Origin of the sequence: Bizionia sp. M204 (assembly GCF_023205095.1) — a bacterium.
Classification (GTDB): domain Bacteria; phylum Bacteroidota; class Bacteroidia; order Flavobacteriales; family Flavobacteriaceae; genus Algorimicrobium; species Algorimicrobium hallyeonense.
Window position 1 is genome coordinate 560,431 of the sequence record NZ_CP046242.1, and the last position, 13,010, is coordinate 573,440.

Annotated in this window: 10 protein-coding genes and 1 other RNA gene; 7 read left to right on the forward strand and 4 right to left on the reverse strand. The window is 33.9% G+C overall.

Annotation, left to right across the window (positions count from 1 at the left end):
- Positions 1–27: 27 nt before the first annotated feature.
- The 4 genes from GMA17_RS02595 (at position 28) to GMA17_RS02610 (ending at position 5,734) form a co-directional block, all read left to right on the forward strand.
- A complete protein-coding gene (locus tag GMA17_RS02595; protein WP_248398840.1) occupies positions 28–1,755 on the forward strand; it encodes an amidohydrolase in 1,728 nt (575 codons plus the stop codon).
- Between the two features lie 190 nt (positions 1,756–1,945).
- On the forward strand, positions 1,946–3,139 hold the full coding sequence (locus GMA17_RS02600; protein ID WP_248398843.1) for a hypothetical protein: 1,194 nt from the start codon (positions 1,946–1,948) through the stop codon (positions 3,137–3,139).
- A 4-nt stretch (positions 3,140–3,143) separates the two neighbouring features.
- Positions 3,144–4,586 (forward strand): hypothetical protein, encoded by a 1,443-nt coding sequence (locus tag GMA17_RS02605; RefSeq protein ID WP_248398846.1) that lies wholly within the window; start codon positions 3,144–3,146, stop codon positions 4,584–4,586.
- Between the two features lie 173 nt (positions 4,587–4,759).
- The gene (locus GMA17_RS02610; protein ID WP_248398849.1) at positions 4,760–5,734 is read left to right on the forward strand and encodes a bile acid:sodium symporter family protein; all 975 of its coding nucleotides are present in this window, start codon (positions 4,760–4,762) and stop codon (positions 5,732–5,734) included.
- 98 nt (positions 5,735–5,832) lie between these two features.
- Here GMA17_RS02610 and fahA read toward each other — a convergent pair whose 3' ends face one another.
- Complete coding sequence (fahA, locus tag GMA17_RS02615) at positions 5,833–7,125, reverse strand: fumarylacetoacetase (protein ID WP_248398851.1); 1,293 nt, start codon at positions 7,123–7,125, stop codon at positions 5,833–5,835.
- Between the two features lie 199 nt (positions 7,126–7,324).
- On the opposite strand from fahA, the gene glyA reads away from it, so the two are divergent.
- Positions 7,325–8,596: a serine hydroxymethyltransferase gene (glyA, locus tag GMA17_RS02620; protein ID WP_248398853.1), complete on the forward strand. Its 1,272-nt coding sequence runs from the start codon at positions 7,325–7,327 to the stop codon at positions 8,594–8,596.
- A 94-nt stretch (positions 8,597–8,690) separates the two neighbouring features.
- Here glyA and GMA17_RS02625 read toward each other — a convergent pair whose 3' ends face one another.
- The 3 genes from GMA17_RS02625 to GMA17_RS02635 all read right to left on the reverse strand — a co-directional run bounded on the left by GMA17_RS02625 (position 8,691) and on the right by GMA17_RS02635 (position 11,808).
- Positions 8,691–10,238, reverse strand: a complete 1,548-nt coding sequence (locus tag GMA17_RS02625; protein ID WP_248398855.1) for a hypothetical protein — start codon at positions 10,236–10,238, stop codon at positions 8,691–8,693.
- A gap of 67 nt (positions 10,239–10,305) precedes the next feature.
- The gene (locus GMA17_RS02630) at positions 10,306–10,743 is read right to left on the reverse strand and encodes an acyl-CoA thioesterase (RefSeq protein ID WP_371922410.1); all 438 of its coding nucleotides are present in this window, start codon (positions 10,741–10,743) and stop codon (positions 10,306–10,308) included.
- Between the two features lie 30 nt (positions 10,744–10,773).
- Positions 10,774–11,808, reverse strand: coding sequence for a glutaminyl-peptide cyclotransferase (locus GMA17_RS02635; RefSeq protein ID WP_248398857.1), 1,035 nt, complete (start codon positions 11,806–11,808; stop codon positions 10,774–10,776).
- A gap of 88 nt (positions 11,809–11,896) precedes the next feature.
- Between GMA17_RS02635 and ffs the strand changes: the two genes are divergently transcribed.
- Together ffs and GMA17_RS02645 are read left to right on the forward strand one after the other, a co-directional pair.
- An RNA gene (ffs, locus tag GMA17_RS02640) (signal recognition particle sRNA small type) lies at positions 11,897–11,995 on the forward strand.
- Between the two features lie 144 nt (positions 11,996–12,139).
- Positions 12,140–12,943 carry an SDR family oxidoreductase gene (locus GMA17_RS02645; RefSeq protein ID WP_248398859.1) on the forward strand — a complete coding sequence of 268 codons (804 nt, stop codon included), beginning with the start codon at positions 12,140–12,142 and terminating at the stop codon, positions 12,941–12,943.
- The last annotated feature ends 67 nt before the right edge of the window (positions 12,944–13,010 follow it).

Sequence of the window (13,010 nt, forward strand, 5' to 3'; positions counted from 1 at the left end):
TTATATCTAACATTAACCCAAATTTCAATGAAAAAACTACTCTCTATCGTTTTTATTACATTTCTAGTTTTTGCTTGCAAAGATTCAGAATCTTCAAAAGCTGTTACTGAAAACAATTCTAAATCGGTTTCTACGGTCTATTACAATGGTGATATTATTACCATGTCTGGCGAAACGGCTGAATATGTCCAAGCTCTAGTTGTAACGGACGGAAAAATTAGTTTCGTCGGTAATTCAGATGAAGCTATGAAAATTGCTGGTTCCGGTCACATTATGATAGATCTAGAAGGTAAAACCTTATTGCCAGGATTTATAGACCCACACAGTCATTTTATTAACGCCTTATCCATGAGTAACCAAGCTAATTGCTCACCATCTCCTGTTGGAAATGCCAATGATGTTGCTGGTATTGTTGAGGCTTTAAAAAATATTCAAACAGAAAAAAGTATTCCTGAAGGCGAACTTATTATGGGGTATGGCTATGATGATACGGTTATGCCTGAAGGTAAATTACTAAACCGAGACGATTTAGATGCGGCTTTTCCAAATAATCCAGTTTTGGTTATGCATGTCTCTTTACATGGCGCCGTAATTAATTCCAAAGCTATGGAGAAATTTGGTGTTTCTGATAAAACGGAAACACCTCCAGGAGGAATTATTGTTAGAAAACCAGGAACAAATGAACCATACGGACTAATTATGGAAACGGCATTTCTTCCTATTTTTGAAAGGTTACCACAACCGTCAGAAGCCGAATTAGCCCAACAAATAAAGGATGGACAAATGATTTATGCTGAAGCTGGCGTAACAACGGCTCAAGAAGGTTTGTCTCACGTATCTGATGTGATTATTCTGAAAAAAGCTGCTGAAAATAACGCTTTGTTTATTGACGTTGTTTCATATCCGTTTATAACAGAATTAGATAGTGTTATAAGTACATATGGCGTTGAAGCTTTTGGAAATTACAACAATAAATTTAAATTGGGTGGTATTAAAATCACCATTGATGGATCTCCTCAAGGACGTACCGCTTTATTTACAACACCTTATTTAACAGGTGGCCCTAGTGGTGAAACGGATTGGTTGGGTGAGTCTACTTTTTCCCAAGATGAGGTGAATATTATGTTGAAAAAGGTATATGATAATGGCTTGCAATCTACTTTTCATGCAAATGGAGATGGTGCCATTGATATGTGTATCAAAGCACACGAATTTGCCAGTAACGGAAATCCTACTAAAGAAAGACGAACTACTATTATTCATTCACAATTTGTTAGGGCAGATCAACTTGATAAATATGTTGAATATAAAATGATACCATCTTTATATACTGAACACACTTTCTTTTTTGCCGATGCACATATTAAAAATCGTGGTTTGGAACAAGCTTCCTTTATCAGCCCAATGAAAACAGCTATTTCTAAAGGTTTGAAACCAACAAATCATACCGATTTTAATGTCGTTCCAATTAATCAGTTGTTTGTTATTTGGTCTGCGGTAAATCGTGTATCCAGAAATGGCGAAGTCATTGGAGCTGATGAACGTGTTTCACCATTTCAAGCTTTACAAGCCATAACAAGTAATGCAGCTTATCAGTATTTTGAGGAAGATAGAAAAGGTATGCTTAAAACAGGTTTGTTAGCCGATTTAGTAATTCTAGATAAAAACCCGCTTAAAATATCTCCAATGGAAATTAAAGATATTTTAGTTTTGGAAACCATTAAAGAAGGGACAACTATTTACAAAAAGGACTAGCTTTAATCTGTTATAACTTATTAAAAAAAACTCTCCATGTAAATATTGAGAGTTTTTTTTTGAACTATAATTAGGCAGATTTACAAAACGTTTTCATCTTACTAATTATATGAATTTTGAATTGTCCACATCATTTCATTTATATCACTAAAAAACCCGTATTTTTGCACACTATTTAAAAAGAAAAAGAATGAAAAAGTATTATTTAATAGCATGTCTATTTTTTGTAGGTGTTCAATTGGTTTTGGCTCAAGGAATTACAGGTGAAAAAGTGGAGTTTAATGTATCACAATTACCGGAAGTTTCCATTCCAGCCGATCAGCAATTTTATGCTGTAACCTTTAATTCACCATATAATGTTACAACGGAAGACGTTATTGCACAATCTAAAACTGATTTTCAAAATGAATTAGAAGCTTATGATCAAAAAGTAATTGATAGTGAAGCAGAATACAAAACAAAATTAGAACAGCACGAAACGGATATTACCCTGGCAAAAGAAAAATTCGAATTAGAATCGAAAGAATTTAGCGAGTTAACACTATTAGAAAGATTGGCTTTAACGGATCAAGGAAAAAAACCGACATTAGTTTTACCTAATAGACCAACCTATTATAAGCCAGCAGAACCTATTTATAGAGATCCAGATTTAAATGATTACGTTATTGTTGATAATACCATTTTGGCTAGTAAAATTGTAATTAATGGTTTGGAACGTGGTCAGAATATTCTAAATGTTCAAGTAGAAATTGATAAAGTGAATTTTCAAGACAATGCCGGACAATCTTTTGCTAATCAACCAACAAAAATTGTGGTAACATTAAATGGCGAAGAAAATTTCAGAACAGATTTATTTACGGAATTCGAAATGATTTCTAATTACCCAACAAATAATATTAATAAGAATAGGGAAGAGAAGAAGTATTTGGAAAAGGTTATGCGAAAAATTAACCAACTTTTGAATGAGCGTTATGGCTATATCAATCAAAGAAAATCAATGTATTTGGAAGTTGTTAAAAATCGTAAAAATACCTATGACGAATTGGAGAAGGCACACATTTATGTTTTAACGAATTTGAAGAAAATCCAAGAAGATCCAAATTCAAGAATGACTATTTCAGCTATGGAAAACATGCAGAAAGGCATTGATATTTGGAATAATGTATTGACGCTAGTGGATTACAAAGACTCCAAAGCGGATTACAATGCTAAAATAGCACAATACGTTTATTTCAACCTGATAAAACTACATGTTGCCTTAAACAGAAAGGAAGAGGCAGAGCGGTACTTAAACGATTTACAAGAAAATTTAGTGAACATTAAACTATCCTATGATGATGAAAAAACATTGGAACGATTAGAACAAGAAATCTATAATAATTAAACTTATGAAACATACATTAGTAATTTTACTTTTTGCTGTTATTAGTGGATTACAAGCGCAAAACTTTAGTTATGGCGATAAATTTCCGTTTAATCCAGAATCTGAAAAAGAGGCTCAATTTGTTTTAGCTGATAATTATAACACCTATTTATTCAGCCAGATAAATGAACATGGCATGCAAAGTCAGCATGATATTATTTTACGCAAATTCGATCAGAAAAATGCTTTGGTGGATACGTTCAGTTTTGAATTTCCAGGCATGGGAGCAAGCACCTTATATAACTTTTTAGGTATGTATGAACGTAACGAAAATCAAGTAGTTGCGTATACACATGGTTATACTGGTAAGACCGACAAAATGGAAGTTCATGAAATTATTTTCGATAAAACAACGGATGCCTTTACCTCACGTTTAGTTTTTACACATGCTATTGAGTCTAATTCAAAATCTGGCGATTTGTCATTTCGTATTTCCGAAAACGGTCATTTTGCAGCCTTAGTTTACACGCCTTATGCCAAACGTAAAGAGCCGAAAAATACAATCGTCCATGTTTATAATACAACAAACGGTGATGAAGTTTGGAGCAACGAAGTGGTTTTTGATGATACAACTGAAAAGCATGTAGCCGTTACCAATTCGGGTAACGTTCTTTTAGTGCGCATTGAAAAAGGTTTTAAAGCGGAAACGAATCAAGTTATTGAAGTGACTTCTGCAGGCATGAAACAATTAGCATTTCCTGAAAAGACGGCTTTATTTGAACCTAAAGTATTTTCAATAGGCAGTCAGGATTATTTTATAGCTTTTTATGAAGATAAATCTTTTGGTGTTAGTGCAGGAAAATTCAATCGCCTTTTAATGTATAGCATTACAGATCAGAAAGTGTTGAATGATAATAAGGTAGAAGCCTTAACCCAATATAAAAGTTTAACGGGTTTTTCACCAGCAGAAATTACAGATGTCAAAATATCGGAACTCATTTTTAAGGACGAGAGCATATATTTAGTTTTAGAATCTATGTATAAAGCCGGTACTGTTGAAAAACCTATGTACGCTGGAAGTTCAGCCACCATAGAGCAAGATTTAATTAAATATGGCGTTGGTTACGTATTACAAATGGATATGGCCGGAAAAGTTATGAATGCTACCACACTTAAAACAAGTGTTGGTATGTTACCCGAAATATCTAATTCATTAGGAATTATTAATGTTCAAGGCGATTTTTATATTAATACCGGTTGGTATTATGGATTGTATAAACCAAGTCAGTTGAATGATTTAGATGATGAATATGGGCGGAAGCTTTTTGGATATTCAACGCTCAGTGATTATGGTGTTTTTGTAAATCAATTAATGCATTATTCACCAGATAGTAGAATTTTAAAATTAGCACGTTATCATCGTGATAATACTATGTCATTAATGGATTTGAGCAATTTCCCCAATTAATGTAATTTGAGAATACCTTATAAGAAACACGGTTTATGACAATAAAATAAGCCGTGTTTTTTCGTTTAATATTCGAGGTATAAATAGTAGAATTTAAATGAGCTGTTAAGACGGTACGAGACTTTGTTTTAAAGGAAATATTTAATTTAGCATTTAGAAGTAACGGAACAACCATGAAATTTAAGATTGATAAATTTGTTTTATTTATCATTGGAACTATTATAATTGCTTATTTTTTTCCGCAATGGGGAACTCAAGATAGTAATGTTCCTATAGATACTATTAGTGTAATAGGAATTGCGCTCATATTCTTTTTCTATGGACTTAAATTAAACCCGTCACAGTTAAAGTCGGGACTTCAAAACTGGAAATTACACCTTTTAGTGCAAGGTGCTACATTTATAATGTTTCCACTTTTAGTTTTGTTATTTCGGCCATGGATTCAAAATGAGGAACAGGAAACTATTTGGTTGGCTTTCTTTTTCTTGGCGGCATTGCCATCAACGGTGTCCTCATCGGTGGTTATGGTATCTATGGCGAAAGGAAATGTACCAGCAGCTATTTTTAATGCTAGTATATCTGGAATTATTGGAATTGTCATTACGCCACTTTGGATGGGGTTATTTATTGTAAATACGCAAACAGATTTTGATTTTACCGATATCTATCTCAAACTTATTGTTCAAATTATAATACCCGTAATTTTAGGTCTTGTTTTACAGCGTTTTTTAGGTGAATTAGCACATAAATACAATAGCAAATTAACGGTATTTGATAAGGCTATAATCTTATTGATAATTTATAAGAGCTTCGCAGAATCGTTTAATAACAATATTTTTAGTGTTGTCTCTTTTTTAGATTTAAGTTTCATTTTTATAGGCGTCTTAATTCTAATTATTGCGGCCTTTACGCTTACGGGATTTATTTCTAGAAAATTAAAACTCAAAAAAGAAGATCAAATTACTGCGCAGTTTTGCGGAACCAAAAAATCATTAGTGCATGGCACTGTTTTTTCTAAAATACTATTTGGGAATATGGCAATGTTGGGTATATTATTATTGCCATTAATGTTATTTCATGCCATACAAATTTTAATAATTAGTATAGTAGCTGGTAAGCTTGCAAAAAGCCAGGTTCTTGATGCGTAATTTTAAATCACACAGGATTAGCGCACATAATGGAAAACATAAAAAAAGCCCGCAAAAATCAATGTTTGCGGGCTTTTTCTGTTTTAAAAATGGGTGTTTTACTTATTGCTTTTGGGAGTATAAATAGGTAACAATTCTGTTGAGACTTCACCAAAACCAATTCGTGTACCTTCTTTTTCACAATAACCGCGCATGATTACCGTATCATAATCATTTATAAATTTACGCTCTGTACCATCTTGTAATTTCACCGGTTTTTCACCTCTCCAGCTCAATTCTAACATAGATCCATAAGAATCTGGTGTAGGGCCTGAAATGGTACCACTACCCATCATATCGCCTGAATTTACAGGACAACCGTTAACCGTGTGATGCGCTAATTGTTGCGACATATTCCAATACATATATTTGAAGTTGGATTTGCTAACTACCGTTTCTTTAGCAGTTTTCGGCTTAATGGCAACTTCTAATTTAATGTCATAACTCTTTTTACCTTTATATTGTAAATAAGGTAATTGAGGTTTTAAAGGTTTCGGACTTTCTACACGATATGGCTCTAAAGCATCAAGCGTTACAATCCAAGGTGAAATAGACGACGCAAAACTTTTTGCTAAAAATGGTCCTAGTGGTACATATTCCCACTTTTGAATATCACGAGCAGACCAATCATTAAATAAAACCAATCCGAAAATATACTCTTCGGCTTCATTAATAGGAATCGGTTCACCTAAATCGTTAGCATCCGTTGTAATAAATGCCATTTCTAATTCGAAATCCACCAATTTACTTGGACCAAAAATAGGCGTGTCACTACCAGCTGGTAATGTTTGACCTTGAGGTCTGTGTATTGGAATTCCCGAGGGTATAATAGATGAACTTCTACCATGATATCCAACCGGAATATGCAACCAATTAGGCATTAATGCATTTTCAGGATCGCGGAACATGGTGCCCACATTGGTTGCGTGTTCTATACTTGAATAGAAATCGGTATAATCACCAATCTGGACAGGTAATTGCATTTCAATCTCATCCAAACGGAACAAAACCGTTTCTTTATTTTTCTTATTATCTTTTAATTCACTGTTTTCTGCATCAAAAATTTCAGCAATTCGGTTTCTAACCAAACGCCATGTTTTTCTGCCGTCAGCAATAAAATCGTTTAAAGAATCTTGAAGAAAAATGTCATCAGTTAACGGAATACCTTCAAAATATCCTAATTGGTGTAAAGCACCTAAATCTATAGCTGTATCTCCAATTCGTGTGCCAATCGTGATAATATCATCACGGGTAAGAAACACACCAAATGGAATGTTTTGAATTGGGAAATCGGAGTTTTTATCTACGTGTAACCAGGATTTTCTATCTGGATTGTTAGCTGTAAGTGACATAACTAAAGGTGGTTTTGTGTTTGTAAAATTCTAATCAAACCTACATAACTTTTCGTTTTTATACTAATTTATGATGCAAAATATAGCAATACTTTAACCTTTACGAAAAATTATATCTGTCAAGTAAATATATGTTTTTTGATGAATTAAACTAATGTATTTCTTATTTTTGAATTCTATTTAACAATAACCGAAATTTATGCAACGCGACGAACAGATTTTTGAATTAATAGAAGCCGAAAAACAAAGGCAGCTTCATGGTATAGAACTCATTGCATCAGAAAACTTTGTAAGCGACCAAGTTATGGAAGCTGCAGGTTCTGTTTTAACTAATAAATATGCTGAAGGATATCCTGGCAAGCGCTATTATGGTGGTTGCGAAGTGGTAGATGAAGTTGAGCAATTGGCTATAGATCGTGCCAAAACTTTATTTGGTGCGGCATACGTAAATGTACAACCACACTCGGGAAGCCAGGCAAATACAGCCGTTTTCGCAGCCTGCTTAAAACCTGGTGATACTATTTTGGGCTTCGATTTGTCTCATGGAGGACATTTAACACATGGTTCGCCTGTTAACTTTTCAGGAAAATTATACAATCCTGTTTTTTACGGTGTTAAAAAAGAAACGGGAATTATAGATTACGATCATGTAGCAGAAGTTGCTGAACGTGAAAAACCAAAAATGATTATTTGTGGTGCATCAGCTTATTCTCGTGATATGGATTTTAAACGTTTTCGCGAAATTGCAGATAGCGTTGGTGCTTTATTATTAGGTGATATTTCTCATCCAGCAGGTTTAATTGCTAAAGGTATTTTAAACGATCCTTTACCACATTGTCATATTGTTACGACTACAACACATAAAACCTTACGTGGTCCTCGAGGCGGGATGATTATGATGGGTCAAGATTTTGATAATCCTTTTGGTTTAAAATTAAAAAATGGCAATTTGCGTAAAATGTCCTCATTGTTAGATTCTGGTGTGTTTCCAGGAAATCAAGGTGGTCCATTAGAGCATATTATTGCTGCTAAAGCTATTGCTTTTGGAGAAGCTTTAACGGAAGACTTTATGCACTATATGTTACAAGTGAAGAAAAATGCAGCTGCCATGGCAAAAGCATTTGTGGATCGCGATTATCATATTGTTTCTGGTGGAACCGATAATCATATGATGTTAATTGATTTACGTAATAAAAATATTACAGGAAAAGATGCTGAAAACGCATTGGTAAAAGCTGATATTACCGTAAATAAAAACATGGTGCCTTTTGATGATAAAAGCCCATTTGTAACGTCTGGAATCCGAATTGGTACACCAGCCATTACCACACGTGGTTTAAAAGAAACCGATATGGAGGCTATAGTTGACTTGGTGGATGAGGTCATTATGAACTATGAGGATGAAGCAAAACTAGAAGCTATTGGAGACAAAGTAAATGCCATGATGAGTCACTTACCACTATTTGTTTAGTGAGCTTTAGCTTATAAAATAAAAAAACCTGCTTATTGATTTAAGCAGGTTTTTTTATGATTTTTTTTTACATTTTTAATTGTGTATTTTAAATTTAAAACGCCGTATGCTGATAAGCACCTGCATCAGGTTCAACCGTTCGGTTTTCATTTAAAATATCTTGAGGCACATTGTTTGAAAATGGATTCCCGCCAATATTAATTGCTCCCGAATCTAAGCCAATAATCATCTCATTATTTCTGACGTTTTTAAAATCCGGATCATTATTAAAGCGAATGTTTTCATAGCGCAATGGATTATCAAAGTCATAATTATCACCTGAAAAATTATTATTTGGATCTTGGAAACGCACCAAGGAATTGGTGAATTTAAAATTGAACATGTTTCCAGGATCCGCAACTTCATCTAAAATGAATTCTGGATTATCGTTACCGTAAATAATACAATTGTTGAAATTAGCTTCTGTTAAATCGAATAATAAAATAGCATCTTCGGTTTCACGGAAATTATTTAGGAGTAGGGAAGGGAATTGTCTGAAACTATTATTCCAGTAATTAGCAATCGTGCAATGTGTAAAATTATAGCTTCCGCCTTCGGTTCCAGCAAATGAGGATTGACCAGAATTATTTATCACCACATTTTCAGCTAAAATAGATGTGTTTCTTCCTAAAATCCCGAAATTGCTACTATTATATATTTGTGAATTGGTAATAGTCAACTTTGCATTTGGCTCATTGGCATTACTATCACTTAAAATACCAACACCTGCATTTTTAATAGTTGCATAATTAATAATATTGTTGACACTTCCTTGAAATAACCAGATAGTTCCCCATTGTCCAGGAACATCACTAAACCCTGGTTCTAAACGGTCGCCTTCAAAAATAACTTCGTTTTCTAAAAGGTCTTGGTCCAAACTTAAGGCACCATTTACATTAAGTGAAGCGCCTTCAGAAACTAATAACCCAGAATTCGCATGAAAATGAACACGTGCTCCCGCATTTATGGTTAGAGTTTCTCCATTAGGAACGGCTGCATAGCCATACACTACGTAAGGTTTTTCGTTGGTGAATGTATATTCGTCAGGCATTAAATAGCGTCCTTGGATATCTGTTTCTAATATTTCGCCTCCTACATTTAAGGTTAGTGTTTCTATAATCCCAGTACTATTATCGCGATTTGGATAAATAAAAACAGCATCTTTTACCAAGGTAACCAAATCCACATCTTGCATGTTAGCTCCGGAATCGAAAACAATTTTATCTGTGTATAAAAACTCGCCTGTATTGGGTAGGTTGTTGATATCAATGGTCGTTTCAATAAAAATAAACATACTATCTTTAGCTAGAATCTCCACATTCTCAAAGGAATTTCCAGACATACCATCAACATTCAGTCGGTATTCAGAATTCATTCCAGAAGCTAGATTAATACTTGGAATACTGATGTCATCACTGCTACGATTGTAAACTTTTAGCGTGTAGGTGCTGGAACCAATATTAGTAAAAACGGTGTCTAAATAAACAGTGTCTTTTGAAAATTCCAAATTTCCAGAGCTTCGAGAAAATTCTAAATCTTTACGACAAGAACTCCAAAGCATTAAAAAGCCCACACAAAAAATAAAGGAAAGAATACGATTCATAACAAGATATCAATTTGTTCAAAAATATAACTTTTGAATTGATGATTTCGTATGAAAGCTATAAAAATTAGAGAAATATATTTTTTATTTCATCGGTTATTCGCGTTGGACGCATGCGGTTACTATCCATAAAACACCACGTGGTTTCCGATTTCGCTAATAGAATGTTATCTTTTAATATTTCAACCACACGTGTGCACGTAACACCTTCCGAGTTCGGAACGTATGTTTTTAGTGTAATCTCATCATTTAAAAACGCCGGTTTTTTATAGGTAATATGATGCGACAGCATAATCCATAAATAATTATCCGTTATGGAGTTTGGTGCCTTTGTAAACCAATGCATTTTAGCAACGTCTTCAACCCATTGCACATAGCGTACGTTATTAACGTGATTTAGATTATCAATATCGTCTGTAGTGACTGTAATTTTAGTTTCAAATGTTTGCATAGTATTATGGTGTTTTCCTGGCAAAGCTAATGCATCCATTGTAGCATAAGGCAAACCTGAAACGTTTAATGGACAAATTTTAAACTACTTTTCAGTTATTTCAACCTCAAAGAGTTTATCCCAATATTTTCCCGTTACAAAAATGGTCTTGGTGTCTGGATTGTAGGCAATTCCATTTAATACATCTAATTTCGGGTGTTTGGTTACCATATTATGAAGTGGTGTAAAATCAATCACACCTTCAACAGCACCATTTTCAGGATTAATAATTGCCACACCATTTTTATTCCAACGGTTTGCATATATTTTGCCATTAACCCATTCTAATTCGTTTAACTCTACTACTTTTCCTTTGCTATGGTAAGCTTGAATGTAACCTTCCTCGGCTAAAGTTTCTGGATTAAGCGTCCAAATTTTTTCGGTGCCATCACTCTTATATAATTTAGAGCCATCGTTACAAATTCCCCAGCCTTCTAAACTTTCGCCATATTTAAAACTGCCTGTTTTTTCAAAGGTATTCACGTCGTAAACAAAGCCTGTGCCTTTTTTCCACGTAAGTTGATATATTTTATCATTAAGTATGGTAATACCTTCGCCAAAATATTCGTTTGATAAATTGATGTTTTTTAAAACTTCACCAGTTTTATAGTCTACTTTTCGAAGCTTGGAGCCACCATATTGTCCAGTACCTTCATATAATTCGCCATTATGAAATTCCAACCCTTGTGTGTAGGAGGTTTGGTCATGTGGATATTGGTTAATAATTTTATAGGTATAAATTTTTGGTGTTTGGTTGTTTAGAATGGTAATGTTTTTAGAAAGGCTCGTTGATTCTCCATTCAAACTAAAAGATGCAACTAATTCATGAACGCCTAATTTCATATTATTAAGCGCTTGTGAAGATTGGATGTCCTTTCCGTCTAAAGTATAATTTACCGTACCTATTTCATGATTTTTAGGATTAGAAATGGACAGTTTCAGGTCATCACCAAGCGTAAAAGCATCATTTGATACATTAGTTTTGATAGAAATATCCTTTTTTGCTTCATTAATATTGGTGCCGCAAGCTGCTAAAGTGAGGCATAAAATTATGATAGTAAGAGACTTATAAAGCTTCATGAGTTGTTAATTATTTGAAGCAAGATATTTATTAAAATTCAGTTTAAAAAATCATTGTGAAAAATTTAAAAGATTGTATCTTTGCCGCGGGCAAGTCCTACACAACCAGCTCCTGTTGAATCCTCCAGGGCGGGAACGCAGCAAAGGTAGACGGTCGTAGCGGTGTGATGTAGGTAGCTTGCCTTTTTTTTTGCCTTTACTTTTCCTTTCACAAATACGAAAGGATTTTTTTATAAATAAGATTTGTAGACTGTTAGTTTGCAAATCTTTTTCTTTTTATAGACTTTTTCAATAATACATTCTTAATTTTACAGGATTAATTTTATTATATATGTCTAAAGTTGTTTTAATAACAGGAGGTTCATCTGGAATTGGAAAGTCGGTAGGAGATTATTTAACGCTCAAAGGGTTTACTGTTTTTGGTACAAGTCGTTCACCAGAAAAGTACACAACTAGTAATTTTCCAATTTTAGGTTTAGATGTAAACAAATCTTATACTATAAGTGATACTGTAAATCGCGTTATTGAAAAAGCAGGTCGACTAGATGTTGTAATTAATAATGCAGGCGTTGGAATTACGGGGCCCATTGAGGAAATTCCCGAAGAAGAAATCCGAAATAATTTTGAGACCAATTTTTTTGGTCCTATTAATGTTATCAAAGCCGTTTTGCCACAAATGCGTAAGCAGCAATCCGGTTTAATTATCAACGTCACATCAATTGCGGGTTATATGGGATTGCCATATCGAGGTGTTTATTCCGCTAGTAAAGGTGCTTTAGAACTGATTACAGAAGCATTCCGAATGGAGATAAAGGCTTTTAATATCCAGATGACCAATGTAGCACCAGGCGATTTTGCAACCAATATTGCATCTGGTCGTTATCATGCACCTGTTTTAGAAGATTCACCGTATAAAGGACCTTATGGCAACACTTTGAGATTAATGGATACGCATGTAGATACAGGAAAAGATCCTTTAGAGATGGCCAAAGCAATTCATAAAATAATAAATACGCCCAAACCCAAAGTTCATTATAAAGTAGGGGAGTTTATGCAAAAATTTTCTATTGTTTTAAAGCGAATTTTGCCAGATAAAGTTTATGAAAAACTCCTCATGAATCATTATAAATTGTAATTTTACAATCCTAAATAAAGGGAACACACACAACTATATATTAATATGTCTGCAAACGCAGAATAGA